The organism is Ruminococcus sp. CAG:379 (assembly GCF_000434255.1).
In the GTDB taxonomy this organism is placed as follows: domain Bacteria; phylum Bacillota; class Clostridia; order Oscillospirales; family Ruminococcaceae; genus Ruminococcus_F; species Ruminococcus_F champanellensis.
Genome location: NZ_FR894868.1, coordinates 1 through 17564, shown reverse-complemented (window position 1 = coordinate 17564; position 17564 = coordinate 1). Strand labels below are relative to the sequence as shown.

Genomic DNA, 17564 nt, shown 5'->3' with positions numbered 1-17564 from the left:
AGGACGCTGTTTTTGTATTGCTTCCCCTTCGATTGGCTATCATACATTGTGGAATTTGCATGCATTTGCACCACTGGATCCAGAATTTTTTACACCCAACCTCTTGACAAAAGGTTGTTGATGTGTTATCATATGAACAGATAAACATATGAGAGGATGTGATGGCATGGACATGAAGGATGAACACAACGAGTTCCTGTGCGTACACCAGGATACTGTGAATAAGGTGTACCAGGATATGCCGGACGATGAGATCCTATACGACCTGGCAGAGCTGTTCAAGGTCTTCGGGGACACCACCCGGATCAAAATCCTGTACGCATTGTTCGAGTGCGAAATGTGCGTATGCGACATTGCGCAGCTTCTGGGCGTAACTCAGACCGCCGTTTCCCATCAGCTTCGTGTACTCAAAGCCAACAAGCTTGTAAAATTCCGCAAGGAAGGCAAAAACGCATTCTATTCCCTGTCCGATGAGCATGTGACTAAAATCATTGCCCAGGGCATGGAACACATTTGTGAGTAGGAGGATATCACGATGAAAAAGGTATTTCAGCTGGAAGATCTGGATTGCGCAAACTGCGCAGCAAAAATGCAGGACGCTATTCTGAAAATCGACGGTGTTACAGACGCAGAGGTAAATTTCCTGCTGCAAAAGATGACCATCACTGCGGATGATGCATCCTTCAATAGGATCATGAAGCAGGTGGTCAAGACCTGTCACAAAATTGAACCTGACTGCGAAATCATCATGTAGGAGGGGGTTTTATGACCCGGAAGCAAAAGCGTATTCTATACCGCATCCTGATCACCGCAGTGCTGTTTTTGGTGGCAGAGTTGCTGCCCGTAACTGGTTGGCTCCGTCTTGTAGTATTCCTTGTGCCATACTTCCTGATCGGTTGGGACGTGATCTTAAAAGCACTGCGGAACATTGCCCACGGCCAGATTTTTGACGAAAACTTCTTGATGATGCTTGCCACCGTAGGCGCCATCGGTACCCAGCAGTATCCGGAAGCGGTGGTAGTTATGCTGTTCAACCGGATCGGTGAGCTGTTTGAAAGCTATGCGGTGGGCAAATCCCGGAAATCCATTGCGTCTCTGATGGACATCCGACCGGACTATGCAAATCTGGAGCAGAACGGCGAACTGAAAAAAGTGGATCCGGATCAGGTTGCCATCGGAGACACCATTGTGGTCAAGCCCGGCGAACGAGTTCCTCTGGATGGGGTCGTGCTGGAGGGCTGCTCCACACTGGACACCGCTGCACTGACTGGTGAATCTGTTCCCCGAAGCGTAACGGTTGGTGATGATGTTATCAGCGGCTGCATCAATGAAAGTGGTTTGTTGCGAATTCGAGTGACTCACGCATTTGGAGAATCCACCGTATCCAAGATCCTGCAGCTGGTGGAAAATGCAAGCAGCAAAAAAGCAGCCTCCGAGAATTTCATTACAAAATTCTCCAAATATTATACTCCCTGCGTGGTGATCGCAGCGCTGCTGCTGGCTTTGATCCCCCCTTTTGTAACCGGCGGTGACTGGGTCAACTGGCTGCACCGGGCACTGATCTTCCTTGTAGTATCCTGCCCCTGCGCGCTGATTATTTCCGTTCCGCTGAGCTTTTTCGGCGGTATTGGCGGTGCATCCCGACAGGGGATCCTGGTCAAGGGCGGCAATTACCTGGAAGCTCTGGCGGCAGCAGATATCGTAGTATTTGATAAGACAGGCACCCTGACCCGGGGCGTGTTCAACGTAACTGCCATTCATCCGGATCAGATTTCCCAAAGTCAGCTTCTGGAGTATGCGGCTTACGCAGAATGTTACTCTGACCACCCCATTGCAAAATCCATTCGGGAAGCATACGGCGTTGTGATCGATCGTTCCCGGATCGAAAACGTGGAGGAAATCTCCGGTCACGGCATTCACGCAGTCATTGACGGCAAGCAAGTATATGCCGGCAACGACAAGTTGATGGAGCAGCAAGGCATCGGCTGGCACCCCTGCCACCATGTGGGCACCACTGTGCATCTCGCCATTGACGGGATCTATGCGGGACATCTGGTAATCTCTGACGAGGTCAAACCGGATGCGGCAGAAGCCATCAAGCAGTTACGGGAACTGGGCATCTCCAAAACCGTCATGCTTACCGGAGACGCTAAGGAAATCGGCACCCAGACTGCAAAGCGGCTTGGCATGGATGAGGTTTACACACAGCTGCTGCCATCGGATAAGGTGGATCGGATGGAGGAACTGCTCCGTCAGAAGCGTCCGAAGCGGAATCTGTTGTTTGTGGGGGACGGCATCAACGATGCGCCTGTTCTGACCCGGGCGGATCTTGGCATCGCCATGGGTGCCATGGGAACGGATGCAGCCATTGAAGCGGCGGATGTGGTGCTGATGGACGATCAGCCCTCCAAGATCCCGGTTGCCATTCGCATTGCACGGCGCACCACGCAAATCGTCCGGCAAAATATCATCTTTGCGCTTGGGGTGAAGGCGCTGGTTCTGATTCTTGCAGCCGTTGGCTTATCCAACATGTGGGAAGCTGTATTTGCTGACGTGGGCGTATCCGTTCTCGCCATTCTGAACGCAATGCGTGCCCTCACCTACCGTGGAGAAGCATAAAGACAACATCACAAAAAGCCTGAGAAGCTCCAGCTTGGATTCTTCTCAGGCTTTTTTTGCCGCTTTGTTCAATTCATCCTTCAACAGCTTTTTGGCACGTTTCATCCGGGATTTGACCGTATCATAGGGCAGTTTCAGCATGTCCGCAACCTCATGTACAGAAAAACCGTAGTAATACTTCAGTATCAGAATATCCCGATGTTCTTCAGAAAGCCGCAGAATCAGCTTCACCGCTTCATCCGTTTCTCCGGTAGGTGCATTCTGCATAAGTTCTGTTTGGCTGTATGCCTCATCAAAGGTAACGGTTTCTGCTTCACTTTTTTGCCGCCGATATATATCGATTGCACGATTCCGGGTGATGATCGCAATATATCCAAACAGCTCCCGGTCTGTTTTTTTCCGGAGTGCTGAAAAGTTTTTTGCAATGATCATGAAAACTTCAGAAACAACATCCTCCGCTGAACAAATATCCTTCATCACGCTCAATGCAATCCGAAACAACTGTTCCCGGTGTTGGCGGTAGAGCTTGTCAAACCGTTCCCGGTCTTCCTTCGTCTCCAGCAACGCCATGTATACGCCTAACATTTTAGCCTCCAACTGTCCAACAATGGTTCACTGCCGTCTGGGCAATGCCTTATCACAATGCTGTAGTACATCAACTACGGCTTCTGCATTGCGGAGCGCAGCTCTGCCTCTGCTGTTTCCAGCATCAACCTGCTGGGATTCTCGCCGCCCATGATCCGTGCGATTTCCCGCACACGTCCGGCAAAGTCCAGCACTGTAACCGAGGTTTCCGTCCGGTTCTGCACTGTACGCTTTTCAATCAGCAAATGATGCTCCGCCATGACTGCGATCTGGGACAGATGGGTCACACAAAGCACCTGCCGCATGCTGCCGATCTGCCGCAGCTTAATACCGATCTTCTGTGCCGCCCTGCCGCTGACGCCGGTATCGATCTCATCAAAAATCATGGTGGGGATCTCGTCCCGATCTCCTACCACTGCCTTCAGTGCCAGCATCATCCGGGACAGCTCGCCTCCGGATGCGATCTTGGCAATGGGCTTCGGGGGTTCTCCCGCATTGGCGGAGATCAAAAACTCCGCAGTTTCCATGCCATGCATGGTCAGCTTACCCGGCGTAAACTGTACTGCCAGCTGTACCTGGGGCATGTCCAGAAACGCAAGCTCCTGCCCCACACGCTGCACAAACTGCTTTGCCAGGGTCGCCCGGTAATTGGAAAGCGCCTTCGCCTTTTCCGTGACGACCTGGAGCAATGCGGACTTTTGCTCCGTCAGTCCCCGTATCTCCTCTGAAGCACTGGAATAGCTCTGCAATTCCTGCACTGCCGCCTCATATTTTTGAAGAAGCTCCTCTGCATCGCACTGATACCGACGCTTGAGCGCTGCAATGGCATCCCGCCGGGCGCTGACCTGTGCAAAACGGGCACCATCCAGATCCAGCCCATCCAACAGGTCCGAAAGCTCGGAGGCAATATCCTCTGTTTCAATGCGCACTGCGGTCATCCGTTCAGCCAGGGTACCCATTGCCGGATACAAGACAGCTCCATCCTGAAGCTGCTCCTCCGCTGTCTGAAGCTGCTCCAGCCCCGCCTCCGGCTCATTGAGCAGCGCAAGGGCATTCTGCATGCTCTGGGCAATCTGCTTGCCGTGGAGCAGAACCTGATATTCCGCCTCCAGTTCCGCATCCTCCCCGGAAGCAAGCTCCAAAGCCCCGACATCCCGCACCAAAGTGCGCAGGTACTGCATCCGCTGCTCCTGGTTCTGCTCCGCTTTCCGCAGGGTACCCAGGCGCCGTGCCAGGGATTGCAGCTCCCGGAAGCTGTCCTGATAATCTGCAAGCTTGCTTGTGTCACCGCCAAAAGCGTCCAGAATGTGCAAATGCCGCTCCGGTTCTAAAAGAATCTGGTTGTCGTGCTGCCCGTGAATGGTAATCAGCGTACTGCCGATCTCCCGGAGTGCGGATACCGTAGCGGTTCGCTGATTGATCCGTGCTACGCTCCCCCCGTCCGCCAGAATTTCTCTGGTCAAGGTAATTCCATCCTCTTCATAGGAGATCCCCAGGTCATCCAGCACCTGACGGGTAGCATCCGACAGATCCGTAAACAGAGCAGTGATGACTGCCCGGTCGCAGCCAGTCCGGACAAGCTCCTTGGTGACACGCTGGCCAAGTACCGCATTGATCCCGTGAATCAGAATGGATTTCCCGGCGCCGGTTTCACCAGTAAACACATTCAGCTTGGTATCAAAAGGAATGGCGGCACGGGCGATCACTGCCAGATTCTCAATATACAGCTCCTTGAGCATCCCATTACCCCCAAATCATAGATTTTAATGCTTCTGTCAGATCAGCCGCATTCTGCTCTGTACGGGTGAGAACAAAAATCGTATCATCCCCGGCAAGGGTTCCCACAATGTCTGCATGCTGCATCATGTCCAGTGCGGCACATGCTGCCTGAGCCATGCCGGTGTGGCATTTGATCACCACTGTGTTCATGGCATAATCCACGCCGATCACTGTATCCGTCAGTAGGCTTCGTCTTGCGGTACTGCTGTCCGGCGTCACATAGCGGTATCCTCCGTTGGGAGCGCTTGTCTTCATCAGTTTCAGTTCCCGGATGTCCCTGGATATGGTTGCCTGGGTCACCGGAAAGCCACAGTTGATGAGCATTTTCTGCAAAGCCTCCTGGGTATCCACATCCGCCGCAGCAATCAGCTCCAGAATTTTTTCCTGTCGTCTGTTTTTCATGACTTCCCTCGCATTATTCCTTCAAAGCGTGCATCATCTTGCCGTTCAGTGAATCAAAAAAGTGACTGTCCGTCATTTCAACCAGAGAAACTGTGTGGCTGGAACGAGTAAGCACCACCCGATCCTCCGACTGCATTTCCACCGACTCATTGCCATCTGCACTCAGGCTCAGTGTAGCGGTCTTGTAATGCTCCGGCACAAGAGTGATCCGTCGATCCGCCGAAAACAATACCGGCCGGGCAAAAAGCGAATGAGGACAGATCAGTGTCATTTCAATGCAGGACAGATCCGGCTCAATGATGGGTCCCCCTGCGGACAGGGAATATGCAGTGGAACCGGTGGGTGTACTGAATACAACTCCGTCCGCCCGGTACCTGCCGATGAGGGAATCGTCCGCATACACGGAAAAGTCCGACATCCTGCCTCCGTACCGGGAAGCATATACGTCATTGAGCGCAGTATATACGCCGATCTCCTTCCCTTCCCGCCAAAGGGCAGCCCGAAGCATCATCCGCTGACTGACCCGGTACTCCCCGGTCAGCAGCCGGGGCAGCTGATCCAGCTCATCCGATTCCAGGGCTGCCATAAAGCCCAGTCTGCCGGTGTTGATCCCCAGCAGCTTCACGTCAGAACGCATCAGCTTTCTGGCACATTTTAATATAGTTCCATCGCCGCCGATGGCAATCGCAAATTCCGCCTGCTCTGCCATCTCACACAGATCTCCAAAGTCAATGTAAGAAATATCCCCAAGAGCATTCCGGTGGATCTGATCCACGCCGATCTCCAGCCCCATCTGATGCAGAGCCTGACAGACCGCCCGTGTCACCTCCGGCGCATACTGCTTTCGGAAATTCGGATAGATTACGACTTTCATACGTTACCTCATTCTGCCTCAAAGGCACATCTGACCACCGCCGCCACATCCGGCATCCGGGATATCCCGCCCTTTTTCAGATACAGCAGATATTCCCGGTTGCCGCTGCCGCCCCGGATCGGAGACGGGATCAGCCCTTGTATGGAGAAATGACGCTGCTGTGCCGATGCAAGCACTGATTCGATGCTGCGTAAATGATCCTTGGGCTGCTTGACCACCCCATGCTTATTGAGTGCCTTGGGACCTGCTTCAAACTGCGGCTTAATGAGGGCGATCATGGATCCACCCTCCTTCAGAAGCCGGGTCGCTGTCGGAAATACATACCCAAGGGACAGGAAGGAAACATCCGTACCAATAAAATCAAAGGACGGAAACTCCTCCGGACGCACATCCCGGATGTTCACCCCCTCCAGGTTCACCACCCGGAGATCCTGCCGGAGCTTCTGAGCAAGCTGATCGTGCCCCACGTCCAGGGCATACACCCTTGCCGCTCCCTTTTGCAGCATGCAGTCCGTAAAGCCACCGGTAGATGCGCCAATATCCAGGCAGGTCAATCCGGTCAGGGATATATGGAACTGTTCCACCCCGTGAGCAAGCTTCAAGCCGCCCCTGCCCACAAAAGGCAGCTGACCGCCGGCACAGAGAATCTCATCTGAATCGAATACTTCAGCAGAGACTTTCCTTACAGGCATGCCGTTTACCGTGATCTGTCCGCCGCAGATCAGTTCCTTGGCTCTGGCACGGCTGGAAGCCAGCCCAAGGGTCACAAGGCGGCTGTCAAGTCGCATGCCCATGAACCGCTCCTTTTACATAATCCGACATTTTTGAGGCGGACAATCCTGCATGCTCCAGACTACCGGCAACAGACGCCTGTTTCACAAAGCCCTGTACCGCAACAGAGGAATATCGTCCTCTAAAGCCGGATTCCAGCAATGCATCCCCCACCTGGGAAGCAATGCCGCCGGTTTTGACCCCTTCCTCAAAAAAGATCACCTGATCGTATTCCTGCATTGCCGCAACAGCCTGGGGCAAAAGCGGGAAAATCCGGGTCAATCGCAGCATATCACAGCAGATCCCTTCTGCCGCAAGGGTAACCTGGGCACGAACCATCTCGTTAAAGATCCGACCATAAGTCACCAGCAGAATCCTGCCACCCTTTCGATAGTGGGACAGGGTGAGAGAAGGTTCACGGAAGGCAGGCTCGGACTGATCCACACCACGAGGATACCGGATACAGACAAGTCCCTTGTCCTCATACAGCGCCTTTTTCAGACATGTACACAGTTCCTCATAGCAAAGAGGCGAATAGATCGTAGAATTGGGGATGGAGGATACCAGTGAAACATCAAACAGACCCTGATGGGTCTCCCCGTCCTCCCCGATGATGCCGGCACGGTCAATGCCCAACACCACATGCAGATTGCTGATGGCGACATCGTGAAGCAGCTGGTCATAGGCGCGCTGTAAAAAAGAGGAGTACACAGCAAATACTGGAAGATGCCCCATGGATGCAAGGGAGGCGGCAAATGTCACCGCATGCTGCTCTGCAATGCCCACATCAAAGAACCGATCCCGGCATTCCGAAGCGAAAAACTGAAGCCCGGTGCCGTATTTCATGGCAGCGGTAATGGCGCAGATGCGCTGATCCTCCCTGCCCAGCCGGGCGAGTTCCTGCCCGAACACAGTGGAAAAGCAGGTATCCACCGAAACCTCCGGATTTCCGGTCATGACATCAAACTTGGAGATGCCGTGATACTCTCCCGGATTCTTTTCCGCCGGCATGTAACCCTTGCCCTTCACCGTGTTTACATGCACCAGCACTGGACGGTGATAGCTTTTTGCGACCTGAAGCACCTCCTCCAGTTCCTCCAGGTTGTGCCCGTTCACCGGGCCAAGGTATACAAAGCCCAGGTTGTCAAACAGCGTGGACTGGTGATACAGGGTATTGCGCAGGGTGTCCTTGGAGGTTTTCAGCACCTTTGCCAGGGGCTTTCCCAGAACCGGTGTCTTGTCCAATGTGCGCTCCACCGCCCACTTGGTCTTGACGTAGCCCTCCTTGCCCCGGATGGAGGCAAGATATTTTGCCAACGCCCCCACGTTTTTGGAAATGGACATATGATTGTCGTTCAGGATCACGATCAGATTATCCGGCACCTTCCCGCCGTTATTCAATCCTTCATAAACCATACCGCCGGTCATGGCACCATCTCCGATGACCGCCACTGCGTAGTGATCCTGCTGATTCAGCCGCATGGACGCAGCCATACCACAGGCTACAGAAATGGAGGTAGAGCTATGACCGCTGACAAAGGCATCATGCTCAGATTCGGAAGGCTTTGGAAAGCCGGAGATGCCGTTTTCCTGCCGCAGGGTGGGAAAACGATCCAATCTCCCGGTCAACAGCTTATGGGTATAGCTCTGATGCCCCACGTCCCAGACGATCTTGTCCTCCGGAGAGTGAAAGCAGCGATGCAGCGCCATGGTCAGTTCCACCACGCCCAGATTGGATGCCAGGTGTCCCCCGGTCTTGGAAACTGTATTGACCAGAGTGGTGCGGATCTCACGGCAAAGCTGTCTGCACTGGGTATAACTCAAGTCCCGCAGATCCTCCGGCAGATGCAGATCCGCCAGATGCACCGGCTCCTGCGCCTCCATAATTTTTTTTGATTCCATCTTTTTCAGCTTATCCATTGATAAGCGAACGCCCCTTTCGGATTCCTCTATTCAGCTTTCCGTTATTCCTATACGGGAACCACAAAGCCGAGTGCGATGCCAAGCAATGCCCCACAGAACACCTCCAACGGGGTATGCCCCAGAAACTCCTTGAGTTCCTTGTCCGGACAATCCGATTTCTGCGGATCGGCAAAGCGTCGCTTGAGATCATTCAAAATTTTTGCATGCAAACCGGCAGCCTGCCGCACGTTCATGGCATCATACATGACGATACAGGCAAACAGAAACATCACCCCAAACAAGGGTGCGTCCACGCCGCAGACGCGCCCGGTTGCCACCAGTGCAGCACAGACCATGCCGGAATGGGAACTGGGCATGCCCCCGGAACCCACCAGCCGCTCCAGCCGGGCAGCATGGTTTGCAATTGCATACAGCAGGAATTTGAGAATCTGCGCAACGCCCCATCCCAGAATCCCTGCGCAAAGAACAGCATTATACTTCATGTATTTTCCGGAAAAAATCCGTACTCCTTTATCAGTAATTGCGGTTAAGCAGCGCTTCTGTCAGCTCTGTCAGGAACTGGTGCTCCGGAATATCCTCCAGCAGCCGCAGCGCCTCCTCCGTCAAACGGGATGCTTCCGCCTTGGCACCTTCCAGCCCCAACAGGGTCACAAATGTAGTCTTGTGGTGGGCTGCATCGCTGCCGATAGGCTTGCCCAGGAGCTCCGNATAGGCTTGCCCAGCAGCTCCGGCGTACCGGTCACATCCAGAATATCATCCACGATCTGAAACGCAAGCCCCAGCCGCTGTGCGTATTCCGTAGCAGCAGTCAGCATTTTGTCATTTGCCCCGGCTACCATACAACCCATGGTGCATGCAACCCGGATCAGTGCGCCGGTCTTGTGCGCATACATGTTCACCAGGTTGTTCTGATCCACATCCGTGCGAGTCTCGTTGGCAATGTCGATCACCTGCCCGCCGATCATGCCCTCTGCACCGGCTGCGTTTGCCAGCTCAGCAATCAGGGACACACGCGTTTCCGCCGGCAATGTGGTATCCGTGGAAAGCAGTTCAAAGGGCAGCACGTTCAGCGCATCCCCAGCCAGAATGGCAGTGGCTTCATCAAATGCTTTATGGCAGGAAAGCCTGCCCCGGCGGTAGTCATCGTCATCCATGGCCGGCAGATCATCGTGGATCAGCGAATAGGTATGTATCATCTCAATGGCAAGAGCCGGTTTCAGCGCTTTCTGCACATCTCCGCCGCAGGCACGGCAAAAAGCCAGCACCAGCAAGGGACGAATCCGCTTGCCGCCTGCCTCCAGAGAATACCGCATTGCCTCCAGCACCTTGGCCTGTGGATTGGTTTCCGGCTTGGTACGGCAGCAATGCTGCAATTCCCGTTCGATCCATTCTATATCCGCTTCCATCTGACGCAGATTTGTTTTATTCATGACGTTTTGCCCTCCTGTTGAATGGTTACCTTCAGCTTTGCCTGTTCCAGAGCCTGACTGCATGCGGCACTGAGCTTCACGCCCTCTTCGTACAATGCAACCGACTCCTCCAGAGTCAGATCACCCTGCTCCAGCCTGGATACAATTTCCGACAAACGCTGCATATTCTTTTCAAATTCCATATGACTCTCCTGTATGAACCTGCACGACGGCTTGGATCTCCCCGTCCCCCAGGCGGATATGAAGCTCATCCCCGGGTACAGCCTGCTGCACACTGGTAATCAGCTTGTTTTCATGATAAACCAGGGCATAGCCCCGGGTAAGCACCTTCACCGGACTCAAGGAATCCAGTCGTGCAAGCTGCTGCATCAGCTGTGCCTCCCTGCGGGCAATGCCGTTTGCGGCGCTTTGATTCAGCCGGTTTTGCATCTGTTCCAGCCGTTCCTGCCACAAATTCAGCCGTCCCTCTACGGAGCATGCCGCTAAGCGCTGTCTGAGTGCCTGTAAGCTGCGTTCCGCCTGGCTGAGCCGATGCTCCATGCCGTCTGCCAGCCGATGATTCAAAGCATCCAACCCATTACGCAGCTGCTCCATGGTGGGCACTGCAAGCTCGGCAGCAGCAGAGGGAGTGGGCGCACGCATATCTGCCGTCAGATCCGCAATGGTGTAATCGGTTTCATGCCCCACTGCACTGATGAGGGGAATGGGACAATCGTGAATTGCCCTTGCAACAGCTTCCGTATTGAACGCCTGTAAATCCTCCGCAGAACCGCCGCCCCTGCCCAGGATCAGTACGTCGCAATCGCTTTGGGATGCTTGCTGCACAGCGGCAGCAAGGGTTCCGGGTGCCTGTTCTCCCTGCACCATGGCAGGATACACCACCACCTCTGCAATGGGGCATCGCCGCCCGATAATATGCAAAATGTCCTGCAATGCGGCACCCTCCGGAGAGGTAATGACACCGATTTTCTTTGGCAGCGCCGGAAGGGGCTGCTTTGCCGCTTCATCAAAGTATCCAAGTCCGGACAGCTTTTCCTTCAGCTGTAAAAACGCAACGTAATTGGCACCAACCCCATCCGGCTGCAAATCGTTTACATAAACCTGATAAGCGCCATCCCGCTCAAACACCCCCACGGAGCCAACGGCGATCACTCGCATGCCGTCCCGGGGATCAAAGCGCAGCTTGGACGCATAGCTGGCGAACATCACCGCTTTCACTGCGGAATCCGCATCCTTTAAGGTGAAATAACAGTGACCGGATTTCCGATAGCAGGTGAAGTTGGAGATCTCTCCCCGAAGCAGGATTCCCTGCAGCCGGGCATCCCCTTTGAGCTGAAATGCAATATATCGGTTCAGCTCCGAAACCGTAAACATAATCATGGCTGTTTCCCTTCTTCTGCTGACAGAGCCGCATACACAGCAACACCGGCTGCATTGTCACAGGAGAATGCCGGCGCAGCAAAATATGCTGTTCCATGCCGACAGATCTCCCGGCGGATCAGCTGATTGGACATAACACCGCCTGCATACACCACCGGCAGCTGTCCGTATACTCCAAAGGCGGCCTTTGTCATGGCATACACGGTTTCGGCAATTGCCATCAGACAATACAGAGCGATTTGGGGCGCAGGTGTTCCCTGATCCAGCAAATGCTGACATTGATTCTGCAAACCGGACAGACAGCAGTTCAGTCCTTTCATCACCGGACGGGGATGCGTGGGCAGGCGGTCACACTGCATTGCCAACTGCTCCAGAGTCGGTCCGCAGGGAAACTGCAGACCCAGCATCAGCCCCACCCGATCCACAGCTTGTCCCGCTTTCAGATCCAGGCTGGTGGAAACCGGTTCTATGCGAAGGCACTGCGCCGGATCCGGCGTACACAACACGCAGTCCGTGGTGCCGCCGCTGACATGGAAGGCAAGAAAGGGTGCTTGCAGCAGATGCATCGCATCCGCCGAATACAGTGCTGCCAGAATATGCCCGATCTGGTGAGAGGTTCGATACAGGGGCACCCGATGGGTGCCAGCCAATATGGAACCAACCCCTTCTCCGCAGAGAAAACAAGGCATATAGGACTCCTCCCCGCTGCGAGGCCGGGCAGATACGCCAATGGCATCAAATTTCGGCGGTGTCTGGGAAAACAGCTCGTCCATAATCTGGGGTAGCTGCCGGGTATGATGAAACACTGCATCACTCTGGCGCAGTCCTGCTTCTCCGGGATTCACCGGCAGCAGGCGCTTTGCCTGGTAGATCCGGCACTGTTCCGTGTCATACAAGGCAGCAGAGGTGGTGTAATTACTGGTATCGATACCCAGGAACCGTGCCATCTCAGCCTTCTTCGCTGCTGTGCGCCCGGGCATATGCCCCCAGCACACCGTTGACAAAGGACACATCCTCCTGCTGGGCATAAGTCTGAGACAGCTGCACTGCCTCATTGATTGCCGCATTCATCGGTGTCTTTTCATCATACAGGATCTCATACAGGGCAATGCGCAGCACCGCAATGTTGATCTTTGCGATCCGGGACAGCCCTCGTTTGGAGCTATATTCGGAAATAATCCGGTCAAGCTCCTCAGTTTTGTCCAGGGTGCCTTCCACAAGCTCCCGCACCTGATCGTTTACGGTGATTTCATCCACTTCGTCTGCAATGGCATACAGTTCCTCAATGGGATCATCCCGCAAAAGCTTTTCAAAAATCAGTTTGAATGCACAGTCACGCACTTCACGTCTGGTCATACTGCTCATAGATATCCTCCAATTTCAACGTCCGGGGCAGTTATTTTTTCTCAAAAGCAATGCCTGCCACAACAACATTGACCTTGGACACTGCGATCCCCGTCATGGTCTGCACCTGATCCTTGACGGTCTGCTGCACCTGTTCTGCAACGGTGGTTGCACGGCAACCGTATTTTACAATAATGTATGCAGTGATCTCCACCACATCCCCCATCAAATGCACCTGAATGGGAGCTGCCTTTTTCTTAAAAACAGACTTTCTGACAGCAAGACTGTCCACACCGGCAACCTCTGCAATTGCATAATTCGCCATTTTCACAATCACTGCCTCGGAGATCCGCAGATCCCCTACGTTTGTTTTGGTTTCCTGTTCCATTTTATGACCTCCATCACTGAAAGATAGAGCAGGAGAAACCGGTTTGCATCGCCTTCTCCTGCGAATATACATTCCTAATTTATATTATACCAAAAAAGTTCGGAAGAAACAACTACTTTACCTCAAAAATTCTGATATTTTCTGCGGGAACCGAAACCTCCCCCAAAATAATGTCCTTGATGGCTGCTGCCTGGGCTGCTTCCATGCCATCGGTCTGCACAACTACCTTTGCGCTGGTGCCGTCCAGATATACCACACACTCGTTAAAGCCCTGAGCCTTGATGAGGGATTCGATGTTTCCCTCACTCTCCACCAGCTTGGACAGCTCCACTGCATTGATAGCATTTGTCACCATCTCATCCTCGGACAAATCGCCGCCCCCCATAATGCTCTGCAAGGTCTGTACCGCATTATCCCGGCTGGTCTGCTTTTCCAGTCGTGCCTGTGCAAAGTAATCGGCGGTGCTGCTGCCATTGACAAACTGGGTGTCCCCATAATTGCCGCTTTGCGCCTCTGCCTGCTGTCCCACCACCGGCGCATTGGTGCTGACGGAGGGATCAGCCAGACTCTGGTCACTCAGCACATAATTCACATACACTGCAATGGCAAGCATCAATGTCAGACAGGAAAGAATGATCTGCTTCTTCCCGATGATCAGGTTTGGTTTTTTCATAAGAAGTGCTCCTTTCTAGATCCGGAATCGTATCCGGTATGGTATCCTAGGATTTCATGGCTGCTACATAAATCTGCGCAGTGGAGATGCTGCACGCCACTGAAACCGCCTGATAGATCTGCTCCTTGACTTGAATGCTGTCACCTCCCTCGCAAACCACCACTGCCCCGATGATCCGGGGCGCCTGGATCTGCTCCACCAATGCAGACTGGGCATTGCCACTGCCAATCAGTACATGCTTGGACTCCCGGCTGGTGCGGCTGCCGTCCGTTTCGGTTTTCTGCTCTGTGGCATAGACCTGGGTCTCACTGCCGGAGATCCGCAGCATGACATGCACCCTGCCCACGCCACGGATCTGTCCCAGCAGTTCTGTCAGTTCCTGTTCCGCTGCCATCCGGTAAGCATCCTCTGTTTGCTGACTGCCGGTCTGCATCGGCTCCTGGGATATTTCCTCTGCTTTGTCCCCGCCTATGCCGGAGAGAAAGATCAGCAGCATGCCTGCCACTCCCATCAGCACGATCCAGGTCGTTCGCCCGGTTCGCTTCCACAATGCCTTGCATCTTTCAAGCCATGCTACCATACGTCCACCTCTGTTATCGTTATATCTGCTCCAAGGGTTCGGTGCAGTTGGGTCACGGCAGCCTGAAAGTCTGCGCACTGCAATCGGACTTCCCTAATATCTATGCCGCCCTGCTGATCAATATGTATTTCTACCTGTACTTTTTGACAGGCTACCCCGGCTGCCTCCAACTGCTCCAGCAGGGCATCCGCCAGATGTGCCTCTGTCTGCCGGGTCAGTGCCTGGGTATACTGCTGTGTATATGCCGACTGTGAATCCTCCTGGATCGCCAAGGCAGGCAAAGAAACATCCTGGTGCAAAAAGGGCTGGATCAATGCAATCAACAACAGCAGGGTCAGTATCAGCCGCAGCTGCTTTGCAAATCGCTCTGTGGGCAGCAAATGGGAGAGAATCCCGTAAGCAAGACTCACTGCACAAGCGCATAGCGCCGCCTGTCTGCATGTTTCCATACTTCCTCCTTTACCCGCCGGTTCCGCCGGCAATCATCACAATGGCTGTTGACAACAGCAACAGAAAAACGAACGTACACAGCATGCCCAGCGCCAGGGACAGTACCTGCTCCAGACTATGCAGCAGCTTGCTCAGAGAGCGGACCCCTGCCAGCTCCGCCAGAGTGCCTGCCGCCAGTACAGCCAGACGATACAGCCCCAACAACAGGATGGGGGGCAGTACCATGGCACCAAGGGCAAGAATCCCAACGCCTCCCACACCGCTGCGCAGAACCCCCACGCTGCCACGCAAGGTGGTGTATGCATCCGAAACTGCACCTCCCACCACCGGCACACAGCTGGAAAGCATGAATTTGGTGGCTTTGGTGGCAACTGTATCAGCGGAGGCGGAAACCATACCCTGTACCGTTTGCAAGCCCACAAACAACGCCATGACCAATCCAAGCCCCCACTGCGCCACCCGTTTGACCCCTCGGATGATGCTGCCAAAGGAAAAATCGGGATGTACCGCATCCATGATCCCCAGTGCAAGCAGGATCCGCAGCAGGGGCATCAGATACATGCAGGTAAGCTGTACTGCCAGTTCCGCCAGGGAGAATACCGCCAGCTGATACACGGAAGCAGACACCACGCCCCCTCCTGCCGCAAGAATGGAGGACAGCACCGGCGCAAAGGACAGCATGAATCGGCTGCCGGATTCCATGGTATCCGACGCCAGGGAAAAGCACTGCTCCATAGGAGTCAGCAGTACGGAAACCGCAACCATGACCACCAGGAAGCCGTATGCCCCGGACAAGCCCCGGTCAGAAATGGTATCCCCCAACCCGGAGGTGAATGCGCTGCAAATCACCACAAGCCCTAACGTGAAAAAGAGCCGGAGAGGTGCTGCCAGCTGGGCACGGAATGTGTTCCACATGGAACAAAGCAGCTCCTTTGGTGAAAGGGTCAGTACGCTTTGTGGATCGGTGAAGGAAATGGCATGATCCTCCAGAAAGGAGTTGGTCTGCTCGTCCACAGCAATGGAATCCGCACCACTTTGCGCCAAAATCTCCTCCTGGGTATCCGCCGATACCGGAATCCCCGGCAGAAACCATACCACAAGCATCACTGCCAACAGCAGTATTTTTCTCATCCCAGCACCTCCGAAATCATGGACATCAGCCCCCGGATCAGAGGCAGTGCCTGTACCATCAGTGCAATTTTCCCCGCCATATGCACCACGGAACACAGCGCCTCCTCCCGGCTATCCCGGCACACATCCCCGGCAAGCTGGGTCACATAACAAATGCCAAGCGCCTTCCACAGCACTGCAATGTAGGTATCGGGCAGACCCGCCACCTGGAATAACTGGTGGATCTGGGTCAACAGCGGCTCCAGCATAGTCAACAACAGAAGAAGCACTCCAGCCGCCGTGCCAATGGTCAGCATCACAGCCTGCTCCCTGGCATAGCGCTCCAGCACCTTGCACAGCAATACCGAGGTCATGCACAGTGCCGCCACTGCAAACAGGGTATTCACCATAGGCCGAACACCGTTTTGATAGTATCGAACAAAGCGGCGATTTCGTTGACGATCATCATCAACACCACGATCAGCCCCGCAAGGGTGGTAAGCATAGCCTGTTCCTCCCGCTCCGCCCGCTTGAGCACCAGATTCAGCACTGCCACAATGATTCCGATCCCGGCAATTTTAAAAATCAGGTCTATGTTCATCTTCCGTCCCTCCGCTATGCCAGCAAGATCGCCGCCAGCGTACCCAGCAGCGTGCCCATGGCTGTACACAGTTTTCCCTTTTCCCGGCTTTGCTGTCTGGCACTCTCCAGCAGCATATGTATCCGTTCCTCCGCCAGACCAATGGCTGCAAGCTGCCCATCAATATCCGAATTCCCCAGCTCTCCCCCCAGCTGCAGCAGCACCTGCTTTGCCTCCCGGTGCGGACACGCTTCCCTGACCGCCCGACTCCATGCCTGTCCGAACGGCATCTGCCCCAGATAGGCTGCTGTACGGGACAGAAAGGTCAGTGATTGGTATGCAGGCTGTGCGTACAATTGGGAAAGTAGCTGCTCCAGGGGTGGTGCCAGATAGCGGATCTCGGTCTGCATGCTCCGAAGAAATCCTTCCAGTGCTGCCAGCCATGCTGCCTGGTTCTGAAGCTGCTTTGCTTTCTGCAAGCCAAGCATACTACCGGCACCCACCACCAGCAGCAGTCCCAACAGCTTAATCATGCTGCAGCCGCTGGATGCCGACAACCTGTCCGCATCCTCCCAGAAGCACCGCCCATCGGAACACGCCCGCCTCCAGCAAACAACGTAGCTGCGGACGGCGCTCCGCCTGGGCAAGGCTTCCGGCATGGGCAGTGGCAAGAATG

At 54.3% G+C, this 17564-nt stretch carries 24 protein-coding genes; 3 read left to right on the top strand and 21 right to left on the bottom strand.

Translation table 11 applies throughout. The annotated features are described in order from the left end of the window. Positions 1 to 166 precede the first annotated feature (166 nt). From QVO51_RS04375 to QVO51_RS04365, 3 genes are read left to right on the top strand one after another with little or no spacing between them, the layout of a single operon-like run. Entirely contained in the window at positions 167 to 523 is a 357-nt protein-coding gene (locus tag QVO51_RS04375; RefSeq protein WP_022357383.1) for an ArsR/SmtB family transcription factor, read from the top strand. Between the two features lie 12 nt (positions 524 to 535). Next, positions 536 to 754, top strand: a complete 219-nt coding sequence (locus QVO51_RS04370; RefSeq protein ID WP_022357382.1) for a cation transporter — start codon at positions 536 to 538, stop codon at positions 752 to 754. Between the two features lie 11 nt (positions 755 to 765). Continuing rightward, positions 766 to 2619 (top strand): heavy metal translocating P-type ATPase, encoded by a 1854-nt coding sequence (locus tag QVO51_RS04365; RefSeq protein WP_022357381.1) that lies wholly within the window; start codon positions 766 to 768, stop codon positions 2617 to 2619. A gap of 45 nt (positions 2620 to 2664) precedes the next feature. Here the strand turns inward: QVO51_RS04365 and QVO51_RS04360 are convergent, their stop codons facing one another. The 21 genes from QVO51_RS04360 to QVO51_RS04260 all read right to left on the bottom strand — a co-directional run bounded on the left by QVO51_RS04360 (position 2665) and on the right by QVO51_RS04260 (position 17421). Next, positions 2665 to 3204 carry an RNA polymerase sigma factor gene (locus tag QVO51_RS04360; RefSeq protein WP_022357380.1) on the bottom strand — a complete coding sequence of 180 codons (540 nt, stop codon included), beginning with the start codon at positions 3202 to 3204 and terminating at the stop codon, positions 2665 to 2667. A gap of 74 nt (positions 3205 to 3278) precedes the next feature. Further along, complete coding sequence (recN, locus tag QVO51_RS04355; RefSeq protein ID WP_022357379.1) at positions 3279 to 4943, bottom strand: DNA repair protein RecN; 1665 nt, start codon at positions 4941 to 4943, stop codon at positions 3279 to 3281. 4 nt (positions 4944 to 4947) lie between these two features. Beyond that, positions 4948 to 5385, bottom strand: a complete 438-nt coding sequence (locus QVO51_RS04350) for an arginine repressor (protein ID WP_022357378.1) — start codon at positions 5383 to 5385, stop codon at positions 4948 to 4950. Between the two features lie 13 nt (positions 5386 to 5398). Beyond that, complete coding sequence (locus QVO51_RS04345) at positions 5399 to 6259, bottom strand: NAD(+)/NADH kinase (RefSeq protein WP_022357377.1); 861 nt, start codon at positions 6257 to 6259, stop codon at positions 5399 to 5401. An 8-nt stretch (positions 6260 to 6267) separates the two neighbouring features. After that, positions 6268 to 7053: a TlyA family RNA methyltransferase gene (locus tag QVO51_RS04340; protein ID WP_022357376.1), complete on the bottom strand. Its 786-nt coding sequence runs from the start codon at positions 7051 to 7053 to the stop codon at positions 6268 to 6270. Then, a complete protein-coding gene (dxs, locus tag QVO51_RS04335) occupies positions 7037 to 8950 on the bottom strand; it encodes a 1-deoxy-D-xylulose-5-phosphate synthase (protein WP_022357375.1) in 1914 nt (637 codons plus the stop codon). Before dxs ends, QVO51_RS04340 begins: the two co-directional genes overlap by 17 nt. A 50-nt stretch (positions 8951 to 9000) precedes the next feature. Continuing rightward, the gene (locus QVO51_RS04330) at positions 9001 to 9435 is read right to left on the bottom strand and encodes a divergent PAP2 family protein (protein ID WP_022357374.1); all 435 of its coding nucleotides are present in this window, start codon (positions 9433 to 9435) and stop codon (positions 9001 to 9003) included. A gap of 31 nt (positions 9436 to 9466) precedes the next feature. Then, the gene (locus QVO51_RS04325) at positions 9467 to 9604 is read right to left on the bottom strand and encodes a hypothetical protein (RefSeq protein WP_022357373.1); all 138 of its coding nucleotides are present in this window, start codon (positions 9602 to 9604) and stop codon (positions 9467 to 9469) included. Then, positions 9601 to 10359: a polyprenyl synthetase family protein gene (locus QVO51_RS04320; protein WP_441295909.1), complete on the bottom strand. Its 759-nt coding sequence runs from the start codon at positions 10357 to 10359 to the stop codon at positions 9601 to 9603. The genes QVO51_RS04325 and QVO51_RS04320 overlap by 4 nt, the downstream gene beginning before the upstream one ends. Positions 10360 to 10379: 20 nt before the next feature. After that, positions 10380 to 10565 (bottom strand): exodeoxyribonuclease VII small subunit, encoded by a 186-nt coding sequence (xseB, locus tag QVO51_RS04315; RefSeq protein WP_022357371.1) that lies wholly within the window; start codon positions 10563 to 10565, stop codon positions 10380 to 10382. Continuing rightward, the gene (gene xseA, locus QVO51_RS04310) at positions 10555 to 11763 is read right to left on the bottom strand and encodes an exodeoxyribonuclease VII large subunit (protein ID WP_022357370.1); all 1209 of its coding nucleotides are present in this window, start codon (positions 11761 to 11763) and stop codon (positions 10555 to 10557) included. The genes xseB and xseA overlap by 11 nt, the downstream gene beginning before the upstream one ends. Next, positions 11760 to 12710: a hypothetical protein gene (locus QVO51_RS04305; RefSeq protein WP_022357369.1), complete on the bottom strand. Its 951-nt coding sequence runs from the start codon at positions 12708 to 12710 to the stop codon at positions 11760 to 11762. The genes xseA and QVO51_RS04305 overlap by 4 nt, the downstream gene beginning before the upstream one ends. A gap of 1 nt (position 12711) precedes the next feature. Further along, positions 12712 to 13128, bottom strand: a complete 417-nt coding sequence (nusB, locus tag QVO51_RS04300) for a transcription antitermination factor NusB (protein ID WP_015558850.1) — start codon at positions 13126 to 13128, stop codon at positions 12712 to 12714. Positions 13129 to 13159: 31 nt separating this feature from the next. Next, positions 13160 to 13495, bottom strand: coding sequence for an Asp23/Gls24 family envelope stress response protein (locus tag QVO51_RS04295; RefSeq protein WP_015558849.1), 336 nt, complete (start codon positions 13493 to 13495; stop codon positions 13160 to 13162). Positions 13496 to 13607: 112 nt separating this feature from the next. Continuing rightward, the gene (locus QVO51_RS04290; protein ID WP_022357368.1) at positions 13608 to 14168 is read right to left on the bottom strand and encodes a SpoIIIAH-like family protein; all 561 of its coding nucleotides are present in this window, start codon (positions 14166 to 14168) and stop codon (positions 13608 to 13610) included. Between the two features lie 46 nt (positions 14169 to 14214). Then, positions 14215 to 14748: a hypothetical protein gene (locus QVO51_RS04285; protein ID WP_022357367.1), complete on the bottom strand. Its 534-nt coding sequence runs from the start codon at positions 14746 to 14748 to the stop codon at positions 14215 to 14217. Next, positions 14742 to 15197, bottom strand: a complete 456-nt coding sequence (locus QVO51_RS04280) for a stage III sporulation protein AF (RefSeq protein ID WP_022357366.1) — start codon at positions 15195 to 15197, stop codon at positions 14742 to 14744. The genes QVO51_RS04285 and QVO51_RS04280 overlap by 7 nt, the downstream gene beginning before the upstream one ends. A gap of 10 nt (positions 15198 to 15207) precedes the next feature. Continuing rightward, on the bottom strand, positions 15208 to 16329 hold the full coding sequence (locus tag QVO51_RS04275; RefSeq protein ID WP_022357365.1) for a stage III sporulation protein AE: 1122 nt from the start codon (positions 16327 to 16329) through the stop codon (positions 15208 to 15210). After that, on the bottom strand, positions 16326 to 16718 hold the full coding sequence (locus tag QVO51_RS04270; protein WP_015558844.1) for a stage III sporulation AC/AD family protein: 393 nt from the start codon (positions 16716 to 16718) through the stop codon (positions 16326 to 16328). Before QVO51_RS04270 ends, QVO51_RS04275 begins: the two co-directional genes overlap by 4 nt. Beyond that, positions 16712 to 16909, bottom strand: coding sequence for a stage III sporulation protein AC (gene spoIIIAC, locus QVO51_RS04265; protein ID WP_015558843.1), 198 nt, complete (start codon positions 16907 to 16909; stop codon positions 16712 to 16714). The genes QVO51_RS04270 and spoIIIAC overlap by 7 nt, the downstream gene beginning before the upstream one ends. A gap of 14 nt (positions 16910 to 16923) precedes the next feature. Then, positions 16924 to 17421 carry a stage III sporulation protein AB gene (locus QVO51_RS04260; RefSeq protein ID WP_022357364.1) on the bottom strand — a complete coding sequence of 166 codons (498 nt, stop codon included), beginning with the start codon at positions 17419 to 17421 and terminating at the stop codon, positions 16924 to 16926. Positions 17422 to 17564: the final 143 nt, after the last annotated feature.